Annotated in this window: 25 protein-coding genes; 13 read left to right on the forward strand and 12 right to left on the reverse strand. The window is 43.7% G+C overall.

Annotation, left to right across the window (positions count from 1 at the left end):
• Positions 1-41: 41 nt before the first annotated feature.
• From sspB to zapE, 5 genes are all read right to left on the reverse strand, one after another.
• Entirely contained in the window at positions 42-536 is a 495-nt protein-coding gene (gene sspB / locus QS795_RS14435) for a ClpXP protease specificity-enhancing factor (RefSeq protein ID WP_418055355.1), read from the reverse strand.
• Positions 537-541: 5 nt separating this feature from the next.
• Entirely contained in the window at positions 542-1,183 is a 642-nt protein-coding gene (sspA, locus tag QS795_RS14440) for a stringent starvation protein SspA (RefSeq protein ID WP_154603443.1), read from the reverse strand.
• A gap of 501 nt (positions 1,184-1,684) precedes the next feature.
• Complete coding sequence (gene rpsI, locus QS795_RS14445; protein WP_004258235.1) at positions 1,685-2,077, reverse strand: 30S ribosomal protein S9; 393 nt, start codon at positions 2,075-2,077, stop codon at positions 1,685-1,687.
• A 14-nt stretch (positions 2,078-2,091) separates the two neighbouring features.
• Complete coding sequence (rplM, locus tag QS795_RS14450; protein WP_006659112.1) at positions 2,092-2,520, reverse strand: 50S ribosomal protein L13; 429 nt, start codon at positions 2,518-2,520, stop codon at positions 2,092-2,094.
• A gap of 315 nt (positions 2,521-2,835) precedes the next feature.
• Positions 2,836-3,966, reverse strand: a complete 1,131-nt coding sequence (zapE, locus tag QS795_RS14455) for a cell division protein ZapE (protein WP_286269821.1) — start codon at positions 3,964-3,966, stop codon at positions 2,836-2,838.
• 249 nt (positions 3,967-4,215) lie between these two features.
• On the opposite strand from zapE, the gene zapG reads away from it, so the two are divergent.
• The 3 genes from zapG (at position 4,216) to degS (ending at position 7,526) form a co-directional block, all read left to right on the forward strand.
• A complete protein-coding gene (gene zapG / locus QS795_RS14460; protein ID WP_036956122.1) occupies positions 4,216-4,614 on the forward strand; it encodes a Z-ring associated protein ZapG in 399 nt (132 codons plus the stop codon).
• Between the two features lie 322 nt (positions 4,615-4,936).
• The gene (locus tag QS795_RS14465) at positions 4,937-6,331 is read left to right on the forward strand and encodes a Do family serine endopeptidase (protein ID WP_036956406.1); all 1,395 of its coding nucleotides are present in this window, start codon (positions 4,937-4,939) and stop codon (positions 6,329-6,331) included.
• A gap of 130 nt (positions 6,332-6,461) precedes the next feature.
• On the forward strand, positions 6,462-7,526 hold the full coding sequence (gene degS / locus QS795_RS14470; protein WP_154603446.1) for an outer membrane-stress sensor serine endopeptidase DegS: 1,065 nt from the start codon (positions 6,462-6,464) through the stop codon (positions 7,524-7,526).
• A 128-nt stretch (positions 7,527-7,654) separates the two neighbouring features.
• On the opposite strand, the gene murA is transcribed toward degS, so the two are convergent.
• The 7 genes from murA to mlaF form a co-directional block, all read right to left on the reverse strand.
• Positions 7,655-8,917, reverse strand: coding sequence for a UDP-N-acetylglucosamine 1-carboxyvinyltransferase (murA, locus tag QS795_RS14475; protein ID WP_286269818.1), 1,263 nt, complete (start codon positions 8,915-8,917; stop codon positions 7,655-7,657).
• A 54-nt stretch (positions 8,918-8,971) separates the two neighbouring features.
• Positions 8,972-9,226, reverse strand: coding sequence for a BolA family iron metabolism protein IbaG (ibaG, locus tag QS795_RS14480; RefSeq protein WP_036956119.1), 255 nt, complete (start codon positions 9,224-9,226; stop codon positions 8,972-8,974).
• Positions 9,227-9,363: 137 nt separating this feature from the next.
• Complete coding sequence (gene mlaB, locus QS795_RS14485) at positions 9,364-9,654, reverse strand: lipid asymmetry maintenance protein MlaB (protein WP_154603448.1); 291 nt, start codon at positions 9,652-9,654, stop codon at positions 9,364-9,366.
• Position 9,655: 1 nt separating this feature from the next.
• Positions 9,656-10,285 carry a phospholipid-binding protein MlaC gene (mlaC, locus tag QS795_RS14490; protein WP_154603449.1) on the reverse strand — a complete coding sequence of 210 codons (630 nt, stop codon included), beginning with the start codon at positions 10,283-10,285 and terminating at the stop codon, positions 9,656-9,658.
• Positions 10,286-10,320: 35 nt separating this feature from the next.
• Entirely contained in the window at positions 10,321-10,878 is a 558-nt protein-coding gene (mlaD, locus tag QS795_RS14495; protein ID WP_154603450.1) for an outer membrane lipid asymmetry maintenance protein MlaD, read from the reverse strand.
• Positions 10,879-10,881: 3 nt separating this feature from the next.
• Complete coding sequence (mlaE, locus tag QS795_RS14500; RefSeq protein WP_036956115.1) at positions 10,882-11,664, reverse strand: lipid asymmetry maintenance ABC transporter permease subunit MlaE; 783 nt, start codon at positions 11,662-11,664, stop codon at positions 10,882-10,884.
• Positions 11,665-11,670: 6 nt separating this feature from the next.
• Positions 11,671-12,474: a phospholipid ABC transporter ATP-binding protein MlaF gene (gene mlaF / locus QS795_RS14505; RefSeq protein WP_006659099.1), complete on the reverse strand. Its 804-nt coding sequence runs from the start codon at positions 12,472-12,474 to the stop codon at positions 11,671-11,673.
• Positions 12,475-12,874: 400 nt separating this feature from the next.
• Here mlaF and kdsD point away from each other — a divergent pair, with 400 nt between their 5' ends.
• From kdsD to npr, 10 genes are all read left to right on the forward strand, one after another.
• Complete coding sequence (gene kdsD, locus QS795_RS14510) at positions 12,875-13,843, forward strand: arabinose-5-phosphate isomerase KdsD (RefSeq protein ID WP_036956114.1); 969 nt, start codon at positions 12,875-12,877, stop codon at positions 13,841-13,843.
• Positions 13,844-13,871: 28 nt separating this feature from the next.
• Positions 13,872-14,432: a 3-deoxy-manno-octulosonate-8-phosphatase KdsC gene (gene kdsC, locus QS795_RS14515; RefSeq protein ID WP_036956113.1), complete on the forward strand. Its 561-nt coding sequence runs from the start codon at positions 13,872-13,874 to the stop codon at positions 14,430-14,432.
• 16 nt (positions 14,433-14,448) lie between these two features.
• On the forward strand, positions 14,449-15,042 hold the full coding sequence (gene lptC, locus QS795_RS14520) for an LPS export ABC transporter periplasmic protein LptC (RefSeq protein WP_154603452.1): 594 nt from the start codon (positions 14,449-14,451) through the stop codon (positions 15,040-15,042).
• Positions 15,026-15,583, forward strand: coding sequence for a lipopolysaccharide ABC transporter substrate-binding protein LptA (gene lptA / locus QS795_RS14525; protein WP_154603453.1), 558 nt, complete (start codon positions 15,026-15,028; stop codon positions 15,581-15,583). Before lptC ends, lptA begins: the two co-directional genes overlap by 17 nt.
• A 5-nt stretch (positions 15,584-15,588) precedes the next feature.
• Positions 15,589-16,314, forward strand: coding sequence for an LPS export ABC transporter ATP-binding protein (lptB, locus tag QS795_RS14530; RefSeq protein WP_036956110.1), 726 nt, complete (start codon positions 15,589-15,591; stop codon positions 16,312-16,314).
• Between the two features lie 84 nt (positions 16,315-16,398).
• Positions 16,399-17,844, forward strand: a complete 1,446-nt coding sequence (rpoN, locus tag QS795_RS14535; protein ID WP_286269810.1) for an RNA polymerase factor sigma-54 — start codon at positions 16,399-16,401, stop codon at positions 17,842-17,844.
• 23 nt (positions 17,845-17,867) lie between these two features.
• A complete protein-coding gene (gene hpf / locus QS795_RS14540; protein WP_006659090.1) occupies positions 17,868-18,155 on the forward strand; it encodes a ribosome hibernation promoting factor in 288 nt (95 codons plus the stop codon).
• 103 nt (positions 18,156-18,258) lie between these two features.
• On the forward strand, positions 18,259-18,726 hold the full coding sequence (gene ptsN / locus QS795_RS14545) for a PTS IIA-like nitrogen regulatory protein PtsN (RefSeq protein WP_154603455.1): 468 nt from the start codon (positions 18,259-18,261) through the stop codon (positions 18,724-18,726).
• A 180-nt stretch (positions 18,727-18,906) separates the two neighbouring features.
• On the forward strand, positions 18,907-19,761 hold the full coding sequence (gene rapZ, locus QS795_RS14550; protein WP_036956106.1) for an RNase adapter RapZ: 855 nt from the start codon (positions 18,907-18,909) through the stop codon (positions 19,759-19,761).
• Positions 19,758-20,030, forward strand: a complete 273-nt coding sequence (npr, locus tag QS795_RS14555) for a PTS phosphocarrier protein NPr (protein WP_154627743.1) — start codon at positions 19,758-19,760, stop codon at positions 20,028-20,030. Before rapZ ends, npr begins: the two co-directional genes overlap by 4 nt.
• Positions 20,031-20,178 lie beyond the last annotated feature (148 nt).

Here is a 20,178-nt window from a genome sequence, read left to right on the forward strand (position 1 = left end):
TTCAGCATTGACTATTCAATCTTCATTGCCACGATTTGTGTTTATTTCACAACCCGTAACGCTGGACGACCTTTCGGTGGTCTTGGTGGCTCATCATCTGGGAATGAAGGCTCTTCAGTTTGAGTGGCTTCATCATGAACCAATACGATGTTGTCAGACAGTGCTTCATCAGTTGTGTTCTCTTCCCCATCAAAGTGCTCATCATAAGCTGCTTCCGGTTCAAACATCATACCAGCGCCATTTTCACGCGCATATACCGCCATGATAGCCGCCATTGGTACATAAACCTGACGAGGTACACCACCGAATCTCGCATTAAACCGCACTTCTTCGTTGGTAATTTCAAAGTTACCAACTGCACGTGGGGCAACATTTAAAACAATTTGCCCATCACGCGCAAATTCCATTGGAACATTCACCATGGGAAGAGTGACATCAACCACCAAATGCGGAGTCATATCGTTATCCAGCAACCACTCATAGTGGGCGCGCAGCAGATAAGGGCGACGTGGTGTCATTGGTGTCATTTCCATCATCCGACTTAGCCTCGTGCTGACTGGCGCATTTCACGCTCTAATTCAGTTAATGATGCTAAAAATGAATCGCGTTCAAATACACGCTGCATGTACATCTGTAAATGTTTGCTGATTGCAGGCTTTAATTCGATCCCTAACACAGGTAAGCGCCATAACAACGGTGCTAAATAGCAATCGGCTAAGCTGAATTCATCACTCATAAAGTATTGCATGTGTTCAAATGTCGGAGAGACTGCGATCAGCTCTTCAGCTAATTGACGACGCGCACTTTCAGCTTCTTGTGCAGTTCCTTTCTCGATTTTTGTCATCAGTGAATACCAGTCTTTTTGGATACGGTGCATCAGCTGACGGCTAATACCACGTGCAACTGGATAAACTGGCATTAACGGTGGATGAGGGAAGCGCTCATCAAGGTATTCCATGATGATATGTGGGTCATACAGAGTCAGATCGCGATCCACCAGCGTTGGTACGCTTTGATACGGGTTAAGATCAATAAGGTCTTGAGGCAGGTGACCAGGCTCGACATGTTCAATCTCAACACTAACACCTTTTTCAGCGAGTACGATGCGTACTTGATGGCTAAAAATATCAGTAGGGCCTGAAAACAATGTCATTACCGAACGTTTATTAGGAGCAACAGCCATTAAAACCTCCAAATGATAAAAATAATGATCCTTAAATAAGGATTAATTCATTATTTCCATTTTTAAAATCCCATGTACTTAACCTTCAAGATCCATTTTGAAAGTCAGCACAACCCTCTCGCTTCATGAAAGCGAGAAATAATCAAATAAAAAACTGGGGCATAGTCTAACAGATTTTGTACAGCTTAGGGGGCTAACCTAGAGAAAATCATCGGTTAATTTTATTAGAGGAGAATATCCACATTAAAATCAGCATTATCAGCTTTTGATTTTTGATAATTAAAAATTAAAACCTTAAAGCCAACTCCATGGTTAATGAGTTATATTTTTACTGTATTTGAGATATGACGCAAAATGAGAGTGGAATAATAGAATAATATTTTCTGCCTGTCTTTATTTTAATTAAATCATGATGGCTCAATATTTGATTTATTTTAGGCAATAAAAAACCCGCCATAAAGACGGGCTTTTTCATCAATTTTATGCCCAGAAGGCAATAAATTAACGTTTGGAGAACTGTGGACGACGACGTGCTTTACGCAGACCCACTTTCTTACGTTCAACAGAACGCGCATCACGGGTAACGAAACCAGCTTTACGCAGATCAGAACGAAGAGTCTCGTCATAAGCCATCAGTGCACGTGTAATACCGTGACGGATTGCGCCTGCCTGACCAGAGATACCACCACCTTTAACAGTGATGTACAGGTCCAGTTTTTCTAACATTTCAACCAGTTCTAACGGCTGACGAACTACCATGCGCGCAGTTTCGCGACCAAAGTATTGTTCCAGTGTACGTTGATTGATTGTGATGTTACCGCTACCCGGCTTAATAAAGACACGAGCAGATGAGCTTTTGCGGCGACCAGTGCCGTAGTATTGATTTTCAGCCATTGCTATAATCCCGATTAAATGTCAAGAACTTGCGGTTGTTGTGCCGCGTGGTTGTGCTCATTACCTGCGTAAACTTTCAGTTTACGGTACATTGCACGACCCAGAGGTCCTTTTGGCAACATGCCTTTAACCGCGATTTCAAGCACACGCTCAGGACTACGAGCAATCATCTCTTCGAAAGTTGCTTGCTTGATTCCACCAATATGGCCAGTGTGGCGATAGTAGATTTTGTCTTCGCGTTTTTTGCCGGTAACAGCAATTTTTTCTGCATTCAGAACGATGATGTAATCACCAGTATCCACGTGCGGAGTATATTCCGCTTTATGCTTACCGCGCAGACGGCTAGCAATTTCAGTTGCAAGACGGCCTAAAGTTTTGCCATCTGCATCAACAACATACCAGTCGCGTTTTACGGTCTCTGGTTTAGCTGTAAAAGTTTTCATTAAAACTTACCCAATATTGAAGTTACACGTTGTGTGAACACTCATGTTCGTAAAATATAGCGAGGTTCACGCGACTCATTGTCCAGCAAACCCACCCCTTCGAGCAGCCTAGCTGGCATTAATGCGTTATTTTTTGGGAAATAAAAAACAACGCCGTAACGTGGGGTCGCAAGATTATAGAGAAGTCAGCAACAAAAATCGACCCCAAATGCATTTTTTTTACGTTCAAATAAACAATTAGTGCCGCATGTTCAAAAAGCGCGCATAAATCTGGAGAGAAAACGACGTCCTTGAGACTCATTTCCTCTTTGGCTTCTATGATAAATGCGGGATTTTCAAATATTCTTCACTTTGCATTTCTTGCAAGCGAGAAAGGCAGCGCTGATATTCAAACGCCAAAAGTTGCCCTTGATAAAGTGAATCCATCGGCACCTGTGCATTGATCATCAATTTTACCTTACGTTCATAGAACTCATCAATAAGTGCGAGAAAACGTCTGGCCGGATTTTCATCCTTCATTCCCATTACAGGAACGTCATACAGCAATACCGTATGATAACAATTTGAGAGGTAGATATAGTCGTTTTGGCTACGAGGCTCTTCACACAAAACCTTAAAGTTGATTGCCAATACCCCTTCAGCGGAACGAATTGCCTGCATTTTCCGGTGGTTAACTTCTAATACAGGATTTTGCTGCCCTTCTTTACCCGCCAGTTTTACAAACACCTCATCTAAATGATGGCGATTTTGTTCATTAACTGGCGATAAAAATAGATGGGCTTGAGTCAGAGTACGCAAGCGATAGTCAATCCCCGCATCCACATTCATTACATCGCAATATTTTTTTATCTGTTCGATAGCAGGCAAAAAGCGAGCGCGTTGCAAACCGTTGCGATAAAGGTTGTCAGGAATAATGTTGGATGTCGCGACTAACGTGATACCCCGCGCAAAGAGCCCTTCTAATAGGGTTCCTAGAATCATCGCGTCGGTAATGTCCGAGACAAAAAACTCATCGAAACACAAAATATCTGTCTGTTTTTTGAATTCATCAGCAATAATGTCGAGCGGATTTTCCTGTCCTTGCAGCGCCATTAAGTCTTCCTGCACTTTCTTCATAAAGCGATGAAAGTGTAAACGCAATTTGCGCTCTCCCGGTAAACTGTCGTAGAACATGTCCATCAACCACGTTTTACCGCGACCTACGCCCCCCCACATATATAACCCCTGAACTGGCTCGCAGGTTTTTGTGGATGATTTCCCTAACAAGCGTCCAAAGCGCTGTTTTAGACCGTTTGTTTTTTCATTTGGGATGCAAGGCGTAGCACTGCAAAGTTGCTGATAAATCTTGTCTAATCGCTCTACGGTTTGTTTTTGTACGTCGTCAGGCTGGTAATTGCCTTGTTCAAGAGCTTGTTGGTAACGCATAGTAGGGGTCATCGGTGACATCAACTCAGTGATCCTTAAAATTTTCGGTTTTTTTTACCGTTATATGATATACACTGCCTTTATTATAACCAGATTCTGTTAGCATTTAACTTTCGATTAACTATTCGGCATAGAGTAAGGAATTTCGCTTTATTATTCCACTCTTTAGCATTAACAGATTTGCTATTAGCAGGTATAGTTAGGGTAATCGAGCTAAATTTTGGCGACCATTTTCTGTGAATTTTGATTGAAGTAAACGAAGGAGTTAGCATGACTTGGGAGTATGCACTAATAGGATTAGTTGTTGGCTTTATCATCGGCGCATTGGTTGTGCGTTATGGCAATCCAAAACTTCGTCAACAAAAAACAGCACAGGCTGAATTAGACAAAAAAAGCACTGAGCTGGAAGAGTATCGTAAAGAACTCGTTAGCCATTTTGCTCGCAGCGCAGAGTTATTGGATAAAATGGCACGCGACTATCGCCAACTGTATCAACACATGGCGCAAAGCTCTTCCGAGTTAATGCCGGATATGCAAGATAACCCATTCCATTATCGTTTGACTGAATCTGAAGCCGATAATGACCAAGCACCGGTTAAAATGCCACCTAGAGATTACTCTGAAGGTGCTTCAGGGCTGTTCCGCCCTCTCGATGAAAAAGAGAAGTAATTTTTTGATTATGCCACCAGTAGCGCCTGTTACTGGTGGTGTTATTTACCCCGCCGTATCATTCCAATTCCGAATGAAATCTTATAGTTAGTTTAGCTACTGTATAGAAGTTAGCGTTTCACCTAAACATCATGTAAATGGATGTAAAATTGTGGATAAGTACTATCGGCATAGGGAACTTTTCCGCATAATCCGTGGTCATAGTCATCAGTAAAATATTATTTGATACCCCAAAATACCTCCGCTTATATGACCTTAGGGTACCGTTAATGGGTGCCATTCATATGAGTTGATATTTTCTATTGAGAGAATCTACGGAATGATGAAAAGAAAAAATTTCTTTCTGACAGCAGTTGCAATGAGTTTAGGTTTAACCCTGTCCACGATCCCAGCAATCAGCAGCGCCGCATTACCGGCCACATTACCAGCAACCGCACAAAGCCAAAACATGCCGAGCTTAGCACCAATGCTGGAAAAAGTGCTGCCTGCCGTCGTGAATATCCATGTTTCAGGCACTCGTGTACAAAATCAACAAATTCCCGAAGAACTGAAATTCTTCTTTGGTCCAAATGCACCTTCACAACAACAAAGCGTGCGCCCATTTGAAGGTTTAGGTTCTGGTGTCATCATTGATGCGACACAAGGTTATGTTTTAACCAACAATCACGTTATTGATGGTGCTGATAAAATCCAAATTCAGCTGAATGACGGTCGCGAAATTGACGTCAAACTGATTGGTAAAGATCCACAAACTGACATTGCTCTATTAAAAATCAGCAATGCGAAAGATATCAAAAACCTCACCGCGGTTTCTATTGCAGACTCCGACAAACTACGTGTTGGTGATTTTGCCGTTGCCGTAGGTAACCCATTCGGTTTAGGACAAACTGCCACATCCGGGATTATTTCTGCGTTAGGTCGTAGCGGATTAAATCTGGAAGGCTTAGAAAACTTTATCCAGACCGATGCCTCAATCAACCGTGGTAACTCCGGTGGTGCGCTGGTTAACTTAAACGGTGAGCTGATTGGGATTAACACCGCAATTTTAGCGCCTGGTGGCGGAAATATTGGTATCGGCTTTGCTATCCCAAGCAATATGGCGAAAAGCCTGAGCGAGCAGCTGATTAAACACGGTGAAGTTAAACGCGGAATTTTAGGTATTAAAGGCACAGAGATGAACTCTGATATCGCTAAAGCCTTCAATATCGATGCACAACGTGGTGCCTTCGTCAGTGAAGTCATTCCAAAATCATCAGCGGCAAAAGCGGGCATCAAATCGGGTGACGTTTTAGTGTCTGTAGATGGTAAACGTATTAATAGCTTCGCGGAATTAAGAGCCAAAATTGGTACCAGCCAGTTAGGTAAAGAAATCACCCTTGGCCTGATCCGTTCAGGCAAACCAATGGAAGTGAAAGTGGTGCTAGAAAGCGATGAAGGTTCAGCGACCAACGCGGAAAAACTGAGTGAATCCTTATTAGGCGCCACCATTTCCAATGCGGTTGTTAGTAATACCAAAGGGGTACAAGTTGACAGCGTAGCACCTAAGTCTCCGGCTGCTGCGGTTGGTTTAGCGAAAGGCGACCTAATCTTTGGCGTGAATGACACTCGCGTAGAAAGTATCGACCAATTCCGCAAAATCATCGATAGCAAACCGCCAGTATTAGCGATGAAAGTGCTGCGTGGCGGTGAAACACTCTACTTATTAATGAAAAACTAATTCATTAAGTTACCGCACATAAATCAATAAAACGGGTACAGTATCACTCTGCTGTACCCGTTTTTTTATGTTATGCTCAAGCATCTCTCTGTCTGTCATTTCCATCATAGCGAACTTGGTAACCTTTAACATGGTCAAAAAGCTGCTTGTGTCTGTCCTGCTTGGATTGGTCACTGCCTCAATCATTATTGTGGCTGTCCCCTCATTGCGCCCACAGGGACTGGCTGATTTACTGTATGGGAAAACCAATAGCGAGCCTGTAAGCTATAACAAGGCCGTACGCCGTGCCGCGCCTGCGGTGGTGTATGTCTATAGCAGTTCTAAAGGGAGTTTTTCCCAATCGGGTCGGGAATTACAATCTCTTGGATCAGGGGTGATATTAAGCGCTAATGGCTACATAGTGACCAACAAACATGTGGTGGATAACCCAGATCAAATCCTTGTTGCTTTACAAGATGGTGCCATTTTCGATGCGCTTTTAGTCGGCTCAGACCCTCTCACCGACCTAGCCGTCTTAAAGATAGACGCTGAAAATCTCCCCGTTATCCCCATTAATACCAAGCGCATCACCCATGTTGGAGATGTCGTTTTAGCCATTGGAAACCCTTATAACCTTGGACAAACAGTCACCCAAGGAATTATCAGCGCGACAGGTCGTGTCGGGTTAAGCTCCACACGCCGCCAAAATTTCCTACAAACCGATGCCTCGATTAACTCCGGTAACTCCGGTGGTGCCCTCATCAACACTGAAGGGGAATTGGTTGGTATAAACACCCTTTCATTCAGTGCAGGGCAAGGCGTGAGTTCTGAAGGGCTGAGTTTTGCTATCCCTACGGCTCTAGCAACCAAAATCATGGAAAAATTGATCCGTGATGGTCGTGTTGTTCGAGGCTACATCGGCATTACGGCTCGTGAGTTACCGCAAATTCGCACAAATACAAATAATATCAATCAAATTCAAGGATTAAGGATTTTCCAAGTCTCAGCCAATGGACCCGCTGCAAAATCAGGCATTGAGCAAGGAGATATTATTTTATCCTTAGATGGAAAACCTGCCGTTTCTGCCGCAGAAACGATGGATTATGTTGCCGAAATTCGCCCTGGTACAAAAATCCCCGTTCAAATTTTACGTGATGGTAATGTGCAAAACATCGATATCGTGATTGAAGAACTTCCTGAAGGGCAAGCGAACTAAATCCTCAATTCCGCCCAGTCAAATCTTCCACTCAAAATAAGCCCGAAAAAAAAGGTTGTTCCGATGAAGAACAACCTTTTTGTTTTTTTGAAATCTCGCTTTTGCGATGATATCAACGCAATCTGGAATTAGTCTTCAGATTTAACGCGTTGAATATTAGCGCCTAACGCATTTAATTTCGCTTCGATATTTTCATATCCACGATCGATATGATAGATACGGTCAACTGTCGTTGTTCCACCCGCGATACAACCAGCAATCACTAAGCTTGCGGAAGCACGTAAATCTGTTGCCATCACTTGCGCACCAGTCAGTTTTTCAACGCCATGACACACAACGGTATTACTCTCGATATCCGCATGCGCACCCATACGAATTAACTCTGGAATATGCATAAAACGGTTTTCGAAAATAGTTTCAGTGATAACACCCGTACCTTCAGCCACCAGGTTTAATAAGCTAAATTGTGCTTGCATATCAGTAGGGAAACCAGGATGTGGAGCAGTACGCAATGTAACCGCCTTTGGACGTTTACCGTGCATATCTAGGCTAATCCAATCTTCACCCGTTTGAACATCAGCCCCAGCTTCTCGTAATTTTGCCAGCACCGCATCCAGCGTATCCGGACGTGCATTACGGCAAACCACTTTACCGCGAGAAACCGCAGCCGCGATTAAGAATGTGCCTGTTTCAATACGGTCTGGCAGAACGCGATACACACCACCACCTAAGCGAGCCACACCTTCAATGACAATACGGTCAGTTCCTGCACCAGTGATTTTCGCACCTAACGCATTTAAGAAATTAGCGGTATCTTCAATTTCGGGTTCACGAGCGGCGTTCTCGATGGAAGTTGTTCCTTCAGCAAGCACTGCGGCAGTCATGATGCTGATAGTGGCACCCACGCTCACTTTGTCCATCACGATATCAGCGCCCTTCAGACGCCCATTCACCGTTGCCTTAACATAACCATCTTCAAGGACAATTTTCGCGCCTAGTTTTTCTAAGCCGCTGATATGTAAATCCACTGGACGAGCACCAATGGCACAACCGCCCGGTAGAGAAACTTCACCGTGACCAAAACGCGCAACCAGTGGCGCTAATGCCCAAATAGAGGCACGCATGGTTTTCACCAGATCATACGGCGCACAATATTCAGTCACATTGCTAGCATCAACAAAAATCGAACCATTACGCTCGATTTTGACGCCAAGTTGGCTCAGTAACTTAATTGTGGTGTCGATGTCTTTCAGCTTAGGGACATTCTGTAATTCAACTGGCTCTTCAGCCAGTAAAGCAGCGAACAGGATTGGCAGTGCGGCGTTTTTAGCGCCTGAAATAGAGACTTCACCCTCTAAGCGGGTTGGTCCTTTAACTAAAAATTTATCCATTCTGGTATTCTCGTGTGTCAGATTTTTACAAACTGTCCGCTTACATATTCAAACTTATAGGCCGCTCAGCTTACGATCACGCTCCCACTGCGCTGGGGTATAAGCTTTAATTGAAAGCGCATGAATTCGGTTGTCCGCAATATATTCCATTAGCGGCGCATAGACTGCTTGCTGCTGTTTAACACGGCTCATGCCGTCAAAAAGGCTGCCAACAGCGATAACTTGAAAATGACTGCCATCGCCATTCACTATCACTTCATCCAGTGACAGCTTTTCCATTAAGACTTGTTTAATTTCGTTGGTATCCATAATGACTCAATTTTGTAATTAATTATGATAATAAATATAGCCATCTATCCTAAAGGATTCAGCTTAACACTTAAACTAAAGAAAACGCTTCTGGCGTATAAAAACACTCAGAAGCGCTATTTTTTACATAACTTGACTTAATCCATCAGCAGGGGCTTTACCCCGTACAATTCCATCAAGGTATTGAGATTATCGCTCACACCAACAAGGCCAAAATGACGTTGCTGGGATTGATACTCCCCTTTCAGACGCACTAGCATGGCGAGTCCGGTAGAATCCACATGGGTTAAATCAGAAACATCAATTTGCTCAACTTGGGTCAACAAGGCTTGGCGCTTATCCCAAAATTCAACCAGAGAATCGCGATTTAAAATACCGGAAAACGCCAATGTTTTGTTATTTTTCGTCCAAGATAACAAACTACTCATCTTACTTGCTCTCTTCTAACGTAATCGGCACCTGAGCACTACGTTGTAATTGAGCTGTCAATCCATCAATACCTTGCTTACGCAGAATATCACCCCACTCATTTTGCTTGGTGGTGATCATGCTAACGCCTTCAGCAATCATGTCATACGCCTGCCAGTAACCTGTTTTACTGTTTTTACGCCATTGGAAATCCAAACGTACTGGAGGGCGGCCATTAGTGTCATTGATGGTCACTCGGATAGCGACAATATTCTTGTCACCAATCGGCTGTTCAGGAGCGATGGTGTACGTTTGACCGTGATACATCGCCAGCGCTTGGCCATAAACTTGCTCAAGATAAGACTCAAATGCTTTAAAATAGGCATCGCGCTGCGCTGGAGTGGCATCTTTATAGTAAGTGCCTAATACCAACGCACCCGCATACTTAATTTGCACATATGGCAGTAACTCTTCACGCACGATAGTACGTAAGTAATCTGGGTTTTGTTTGATTTGAGGTTGTTCCGCTTTTAAGCGATCGAAGGTTTTCGCTGCGGCTTCTTCCATAAGCTTATACGGGTTAGTTTGGTCAATCGCCATCGCAAATGGCGCAACCACTAACATAGCTATCATTATTAAACGTTTAAACATAATTCATTCCTTTTAAGTTCACAGGGAATTACAACTTAGTGAGCAACAGGCTCTGACGGTGCTGCCACATGAGTCTCTGGCGCAGATGCCGGTGCTGCAGGTGCGGCTGCTTCAGTACCTTGGCTATCACCACTCTTATACAAGAATTGACCGATTAAATCTTCCAGCACCATAGCCGGTTTGGTGTCTTCTAAACGACCGCCATCTTTTAACATCGCAATCCCCATATCTTCGTCATAAGGACCGATATTCATGGCGATATACTGTTCACCAAGCAGACCTGAAGTCCGAATTGATAGCGAGCTGGAATCAGGAATATTGTCATATTCACTGAGTAAATCGATTTGAACGTCAGGAATATAGTTCTTTTTATCTAAAGAAATATTCGCAACCCGTCCCACGACAACGCCACCGACTTTGATTGGAGAGCCAACTTTTAAGCCACCCACGTTTTCAAAAGAGGCGGAAACTCGGTAAGTTGACTGACTACCAATCGATTGTAAATCCGCTACTTTTAAGCAGAGGAACACAATTGCGGCGATCGCCAGCAACATAAAACAACCCACCCATATTTCACTTTTTTTACTTTGCATGACTTAGTTCCCAAACATCAGTGCTGTCAGTACGAAATCTAACCCTAGAACCGATAATGATGCATGCACAACAGTTTTCGTCGTTGCACGGCTAATTCCTTCCGAGGTTGGAATCGCATCATAACCATTAAATAGTGCAATCCACGTTACCGTGATTGCAAAGACTAAACTCTTGATAAAACAGTTCACTAAATCGAGTCGCCACTCGACAGAGGACTGCATGGATGACCAGAAGAAACCGGGGTCAATCCCTTTCCAATCCACACCGACAATGGCACCACCAATAATACCGACGGCGACAAAAATCAGTGATAACAGCGGCATGCTAATGAATCCCGCCCAAAATCTTGGGGCGACAACACGGCGCAGAGGATCCACCGCCATCATCTCTAAACTCGAAATCTGCTCAGTGGCTTTCATCAAACCAATTTCTGCAGTTAATGCCGAGCCTGCTCGTCCCGCAAACAACAACGCAGTGACCACTGGCCCCAGTTCACGCAATAGAGAAAGCGCGACCATCATGCCAAGGCTAGCTTCTGCACTGAACGTCGTCAGTACCAAATAACCTTGCAAACCGAGCACCATGCCGATAAATAGACCAGACACCGCCACGATAAGTAGAGACTGAACCCCTACCGAATAAAGCTGTTTAACTAACAGTGGCCACTGTTTGCCAAACTCAGGTTTGCCAAATAGTGCACCAAATAATAAGTAGCCTGCTCGACCAAAAGCCGCAAATGTTTCAATCCATCGACGTCCGAAGGCAGCAATCGCCTTAATTATCATGTTCATTTACCCTAATAAATCAGCCGAATAGTCATTAGCCGGAAAGCGGAATGGCACAGGACCATCGGCAATACCATCCATAAACTGTCTGACGCGCGGATCTTGGTTTTCGCGTAACTCTTCCCCAGTTCCTTTCGCGATAACATGTTGCTGCGCCACAATATACGCTTTATCGGCAATACTTAGCACTTCTGGAACGTCATGGGAAACCACTACGCAGGTCACCCCTAACGCTTGGTTGAGTTCATCAATCAGTTTGACCAAAACTCCCATCGTGATTGGGTCTTGCCCCACGAAAGGCTCATCAAACATAATCAGGTCAGGGTCCAGAGCGATAGCTCTTGCTAACGCCGCACGGCGTGCCATTCCCCCTGAAAGTTCTGATGGCATTAATTTTGCGGCTCCGCGTAACCCCACCGCCTCTAATTTCATCATCACCGTCGTATGAATCAATGATTCTGGTAAATTTGTGTGTTCACGCAAAGGGAAAGCCACGTTATTAAAAACGTCCATATCGGTAAACAAGGCACCGGATTGGAATAACATGCTCATTTTTTTACGCGATTGGTATAACTTAGAACGAGACAGCGCAGGAATATTATCGCCATCAAACCAGATTTCCCCTTCTTCTGGGCGCAGTTGTCCGCCAATCAGTCTGAGTAATGTAGTTTTACCAATCCCTGAAGGCCCCATAATCGCAGTAATTTTACCACGAGGCACAGTTAGGTTAATATTTTCAAATATTTTCCTATTTCCCCGTGTAAATGACATGTTTTTGACTTCGATTAAGTTCTCTGTCTGTGCTTGCATCGTTTAATAGCTCGTTATAGGTCAAACTATGATTCTACCTAAATAAATTCAGGGTTTTACAGAAACATAAACCAAATAGTATTAACTAATATTTTACCTAATTAATAGAAGATAGCTCTTAGAAATTTATATATCCAACCATAAGGTTAAGAGAATTAAAAAAATTTTTTTTGGGCATCGGTGCGGTTAAACCCTAAAAGGCGCTTTTGAGCTCAAATCGCTAATAGAGACTCATAACTATCACATTCATAATAACCATGACATTCATAAAAGCTTAGAGACAAAATACTTACTGATACTAAGTATTCGTTATACAATCCGATTTCTCTTTTTTGATCTAACCGAAACTTTGAACCAACCGACACTTTTGATTCACCCGAAAACATCCATGGAATTAGACATGTCAAATATCGATTTTCAGAAAGTAGGTAAAGAAGTTCTCCATATCGAACGCGAAGGTCTGAAAAACCTAGAACAATATATTAATCATGACTTTGACCTTGCTTGTCAGCAAATCTTTGCTTGTCAGGGAAAAGTGGTCGTTATGGGAATGGGGAAATCAGGGCATATTGGACGGAAAATCGCGGCGACGCTTGCCAGCACAGGAACGCCTTCATTTTTCGTGCATCCCGGAGAAGCCAGCCATGGCGATTTAGGGATGATCTCCAATAAAGACGTTGTATTAGCGATTTCGAACTCGGGTGAATCGGGGGAAATTTTAGCCCTACTGCCCGTATTAAAGCGTATCAAAGTCCCACTGATCTGCATGACCAATAATCCAGACAGCAATATGGGCAAATATGCAGATATACACTTATGCATAAAAGTACCGCAAGAAGCCTGCCCGCTTGGTTTGGCTCCAACAACAAGTACCACAGCAACATTAGTGATGGGTGATGCGTTAGCCATTGCATTGTTAACCGCCCGCGGCTTCACAGCAGATGATTTTGCGCTGTCTCATCCCGGGGGCGCACTTGGGCGCAAACTTTTACTCTTAGTTCGTGATTTAATGAGTACCGGTGACGATGTCCCTCATATTCCGAAAAGTGCCACGTTACGGGAAGCCCTTGTGGAAATAACCCGTAAAAAACTGGGTATGACCGTCATTTGTGATGACGACATGAATATTCAAGGGATTTTCACGGATGGAGATTTACGCCGCATTTTTGATATGGGTATCGACCTCAACAATGCCAAAATTGCCGATTTAATGACGCCGGGCGGTATTCGAGTCGCACCGGGCATGCTAGCGGTTGAAGCGCTGAACCTGATGCAATCTCGCCATGTCACGTCGTTATTAGTGGCAGATGGCGACCAATTAGTGGGTGTTCTCCATATGCACGACCTACTGCAAGCGGGTGTGGTATAAGTCGAAAAGTATACATAAAGGAAATAGAATGAACCCTAATTATCAGAATACTTGCTATGGGTCTGTAGCGAATTCTGTGATAGAAAAAGCGACCAAAATTAAACTGCTTATCTGTGATGTCGATGGCGTGATGTCCGACGGTTTAATTTACATGGGGAATAACGGCGAAGAATTAAAAGCCTTTAATGTCCGCGATGGGTATGGCATTCGCTGCCTATTAACCTCAGGAATTGAAGTCGCTATTATCACCGGGCGCAAAGCTAAATTGCTGGAAGACAGAGCCCAAACGTTAGGTATTACATATCTTTACCAAGGACAAAGCGATAAGCTTTTGGCGTATCGCGAACTGTTAGATAAACTACAACTAACAGAAGAGCAAACGGCTTACATTGGTGATGACCTCATTGACTGGCCTGTGATGGCAAAAGTTGGGTTATCTGTTGCGGTGGCTGATGCACACCCATTGTTATTACCTAAAGCAGACTATGTAACGCATATTGGTGGCGGAAAAGGTGCAGTACGTGAACTCTGCGACCTTATTCTGTTATCCCAAAATAAACTGGAAGAAGCTAAAGGCTTGTCGATTTAAAGAACAGATATCATTCATGAGCAACGCAAAAAAGTGGTTAATCATTGTTTTATCCCTCATTGTACTGGGGCTAATTGGTTGGAACTTTTCGGTTTACGACGACTCCAAACCATTAACAACAGAAATCAATGACGGGAAACCTAATTATCAAACTGATGATTCGGTAACTTTCGTCTATAATCCTGCGGGCGATTTAGCCTATAAACTCGCCGCGAGCAAAGTTGATAATTATACCGATGGAAAAATCACATGGTTTACCAATCCGGTATTAACCACTTATAACGATGCGGGTACGCCAACTTGGACGGTGAAATCCATTAAAGCAAGATTAACCAAAGAACGCGTGCTCTATCTGTATAGCGATGTTCAAGTTGACAGTTTGACCCCAGAGCCTCAAATCCAGCGTATTACCACAGATAATGCGGTGGTCAATCTAGTCACACAAGATGTTTCATCTGACGATAAAGTTACCATTATCGGACACGGGCTAAATTCAACGGGCTTAAAAATGAAGGGGAACCTTCGTACAAGAACCGCTGAATTAATTGAAGATGTTAAAACTCACTATGAGTTACAACCAAAAGAGCAACACAATGAATCAAGTAACTAAGAAAAGTTTTATTCAAGGGGCTGTTGCAAGTGCAATTTTGGCTCTTAGCCTGCCGGCAATGGCACTGAAAACAGATACTCAACAGCCGATGACCATTAACTCGGTTAAGCAATCTCTTGATTTAGAAAAAAATATCACCACATTTACTGATGACGTTGTTATCAAACAAGGTTCCATTGATATTCGTGCCAACAAAGTTGTTGTGACGCGTCCAAGCAGCGATTCCGATAAAATCGTCATTGAAGCATTTGGTACGCCAGTGACTTTCTTCCAGTTACAAGACGATGGCAAACCAATTAAAGGTCACGCATCCAAAGCACGTTATGAAGTTGATCAGCAGCTGGTTACATTAACTGGTGATGCCTACCTTGAACAGCTCGATAGCAATATCAAAGGCGATAAGATTACTTACGTCGTTCCAACGCAAAAAATGGAAGCGTTCAGTGATAAAGGCAAGCGCGTAACGACTGTCTTATTACCAGCCCAGTTACAAGAGAAAGGCCCAGCAGCGCAGGGTTCATCAACAAGTAAGAGTAAATAATTGTTATGGCAACACTAACCGCAGAGAATCTGGCGAAATCCTATAAAAAACGCAGCGTAGTCACTGACGTCAGCCTCGAAGTGAAATCAGGGGAAATCGTTGGTCTCTTAGGCCCTAACGGTGCGGGTAAAACGACCACTTTTTATATGGTAGTCGGCATTGTTCAGCGGGATGCTGGTAAAATTTTAATTGATGGGGAAGATATTAGCTTACTGCCTCTGCATGAGCGCGCTCGTCGTGGCATTGGCTACCTTCCTCAAGAAGCGTCTATTTTCCGCCGTCTCAGTGTGTATGACAACCTGATGGCGGTGTTAGAAATTCGTCCAGACTTAACCTCAGAACAGCGCAAAGAGCGCGCTGAAGAGCTGATGGAAGAGTTCAGCATTACTCACTTGCGCGATAGCGTAGGTCAGTCACTGTCTGGTGGTGAGCGTCGTCGTGTGGAAATTGCACGCGCCCTCGCTGCTAATCCAAAATTTATCCTGTTAGATGAGCCGTTTGCTGGGGTTGACCCGATTTCCGTTTTGGATATCAAAAAAATCATCCAACACTTGCGTGACTATGGGCTTGGCGTATTAATCACTGACCATAACGTCCGTGAAACTCTCGATGTTTGCGAACGTGCTTACATTGTTAGTCAAGGGCACTTGATTGCTCACGGCTCGCCAGAGATGATCCTTGAAAACGAGCAAGTGAAACGCGTTTATTTGGGTGAAGGCTTTAGACTGTAGTTTGTAAATTGTAGACTGTAGTTTTGCCTTGTTGGTTGTCATGGCATTGGTTGTGTAAGTGGTAATGGAGAATAAAGCACATTCATGAAGCAAAGTTTGCAGCTCAGAATCAGTCAACAACTTGCAATGACGCCTCAATTGCAACAGGCCATCCGCCTGTTGCAGTTATCCACACTTGAGCTTCAACAAGAAATTCAACTCGCCCTTGAAACCAACCCTCTGCTCGAACAAGAAGAATCATCCTCTGAGCAAGAAAATTTAGATAATCTAAGCAACGACACTGACAGCAGCGAAATCGATACTAAAGATGCCCTCGAAAAAGCAGATATGCCCGATGAGCTTCCTCTAGATGCTGATTGGGATGAAATCTATACGGCAGGCACCCCGTCAGGAACGAGCAACGACTATAGCTTCGATGAACTTCCTGTTTACCAAGGGGAAACCACCCAAACACTGCAAGATTATCTAATCTGGCAAGCGGATCTCACCCCGTTTACCGATACCGACCGCGCGATTGCAACCTCGATTATCGATTCGATTGATGATTCAGGCTATCTCACAAGTTCAATCAGTGAGATCCACGAAGGGATTGATGACCCCGATATCACTTTAGAAGAAGTGGTTGCCGTTTTAAAACGCATTCAGCATTTCGACCCATTAGGGGTGGCGGCGCAGGATCTCAAAGAGTGTTTACTGATCCAGCTCTCTTTATACCCCAAAGAGACAATTGGCCTGCAAGAAGCTAGACTGATTATTAGCAATCATATTGATTTACTGGCAAATCGTGACTTTCGTCAACTGAGTAAACTGACCCGTTTAAAAGAAGATGCGCTGAAAACAGCAATTGACCTGATCCTTACGCTGAATCCCAAGCCAGGGCAGTCAATCAATACGGGTGAATCGGAATATGTTATTCCCGATGTGCTGGTGAAAAAAGTCGGTGGACACTGGCAAGTTGAGTTAAATACAGATAGCATCCCTAAGTTAAGCATCAATAATCATTATGCTTCAATGGCAAATAATTCAGCCAGCGAAAGTGACACGCAATATATTCGCAGTCACTTGCAGGATGCGAAATGGCTGATTAAAAGCTTAGAAAGTCGCCATGAAACATTACTGAAAGTGGCGACCTGTATTGTTGAGCAACAACAAGAATTTTTTGAGTTAGGCGAAGAGTATATGAAACCGATGATTTTGGCAGACATTGCCTATCAGGTGGACATGCATGAATCGACTATCTCCCGTGTGACAACCCAAAAATTCCTGCATAGTCCACGAGGCATTTTTGAGTTGAAGTATTTTTTCTCCAGTCACGTCAGTACGGACACCGGAGGAGAAGCCTCCTCCACTGCGATTCGTGCACTGGTGAAGAAGCTGGTTGCTGCGGAAAACCCAGCAAAACCATTGAGTGACAGTAAATTGACGAGTATGCTGGCAGAGCAAGGTATACAAGTTGCTCGTCGAACTGTTGCTAAGTATCGTGAGTCATTATCTATTCCGCCATCAAATCAACGTAAACAGTTGGTTTAACCCAATAATATAAGGAAGATAGTATGGAATTTCAGATTACTGGACACAATATTGAAGTTACACCGGCATTGCGCGAAACGGTTGAGAAAAAACTCAAAAAATTAGAGCAATTGTTTGATCGTATTAACAGTATCCAAGTTGTTCTGAAAGTGGAAAAAGTTCAGCAAATTGCTGAAGCCACCCTGCAACTCAACGGCGCAGAACTTCACGCATCAGCGGAAGACGACGATATGTACGCGGCACTTGATTTACTCCTTGATAAGCTGTCACGCCAATTAACCAAACATAAAGAAAAACTGAGACAACACTAATACATTTAGCCAGTCGTTGACTGATTAGTCTTTGGCTGATGAATGTTCTGAACCAGATGGTGGCATACATCATCTGGTTTTGTAGTCCTAAGTGAATAATAAAATGAATAGTGATATAGAAATCCAATTAAGCGATGTTTTATCTGCCAGTTGCACACGTAATAATTTAGTTTGCACCAGTAAGAAGAGAGCATTAGAAATTATTAGTGAGTTAGCGGCCGCCGAGTTGGGATTACCGGAAAATACGGTATTTGAAGCGTTACTAACCAGAGAAAAAGTGGGTACCACGGGTATTGGTGGTGGAATTGCAATCCCTCATGGCAAACTTAGTGAAGGCGAAAGTGCACGCGCCGCTGGCGTGTTTTTGCATTTAGAAGAGCCCATTGCGTTTGATGCGATTGATAACCAACCTGTTGATCTGCTTTTTGCATTACTTGTTCCATCGGATCAATGTAAAACTCACTTACATACTTTATCTCTTATCGCTAAAAAATTAGCGGATAAAGCATTCTGTAAGCGTCTACGCAGTGCGCAAAGTGACGAAGAGTTATACCAGATCATCATTGAGTAAGTAATAACTAATATGTGTTGATGCCAGCCTAATGATATTGTTATGATTTCTTTCATTCGGCATCGTAAAACACCGCAAAATGCAAAATAGTCAGACGTGTTTGATCAATTAGAAATGTGTGATCAGTCAGAAATCGATCATTAAGATATAAATCCTTAAGAGACAGAAGGGAGTTAGCTCATGGTGCTGATGATTGTCAGCGGCCGTTCCGGTTCGGGAAAATCCGTTGCCCTACGCGCGCTGGAAGATATGGGTTTCTATTGTGTGGATAACCTGCCGGTAGTCTTACTGCCGGAATTGGCTAATTCACTTGCCGATCGCAATATTTCTGCGGCCGTGAGCATTGACGTGCGTAATATGCCCGACAATCCAGAAGTGTTCGAAGAAGCGATTGATAAACTGCCATCAACCTTCTCACCACAACTGCTGTTTCTGGATGCGGATCGCAATACATTAATTCGTCGTTACAGTGATACCCGTCGATTACACCCGCTTTCAAGTAAAAACTTATCCTTAGAAAGTGCCATCGATGAAGAAAACGAGCTATTAGAGCCGCTACGTTCCCGCGCTGACTTGGTCATTGATACCTCAGAAATGTCAGTGCACGAATTAGCGGAAATGCTCAGAACTCGCTTAATGGGCAAACGCGAGCGTGAACTGACGATGGTGTTTGAGTCCTTCGGTTTCAAACACGGCATCCCAATTGATGCTGACTACGTTTTCGACGTACGCTTCTTACCTAACCCACACTGGGATCCAAAACTGCGCCCAATGACCGGTTTAGATCGTCCTGTTGCGGCCTTCTTGGATAGACACACCGAGGTTCATAACTTTATTTACCAGACTCGTAGTTACTTAGAGTTATGGCTGCCGATGTTAGAAACCAATAACCGCAGTTATCTCACCGTCGCCATCGGCTGTACGGGAGGAAAACACCGTTCGGTGTATGTGGCAGAACAGCTGGCTGATTATTTCCGCTCCCGTGGGAAAAACGTCCAGTCACGCCACAGAACGCTGGAAAAACGCAAGCAATGACCGTCAAAGCGACGATTACGCTGAAAAACCGTCTTGGTATGCATGCCAGACCAGCGATGCTTCTCTATGATTTAGTTAAACAATTTAACTCTAGAGTCATTTTAAAAAATGACAGTCAAATTGAGGCCGAGGCGGATAGCGTTATTGCGATGTTGATGTTAGACTCAGAACAAGGCAGTAAAATTGATATCGAAGTTAGCGGGCCCGATGAAGATTTGGCGTTATCTGCAATCATTAACCTGTTTGAAAGTGGATTTGACGAAGAGTAGCCCAACTCATTGCGTCATTACATCTTAGCGAACAGAGCGATATACACGGTTTTACACGCATAGGCACCGAGTTCGTGATCCCGATCTCTTCCCTTTAACGCCTATAGCGCCTAATATTTTACATAATCTATTTTCTAGCAAACACCCC

The organism is Providencia zhijiangensis, assembly GCF_030315915.2.
GTDB classification, from domain to species: domain Bacteria; phylum Pseudomonadota; class Gammaproteobacteria; order Enterobacterales; family Enterobacteriaceae; genus Providencia; species Providencia zhijiangensis.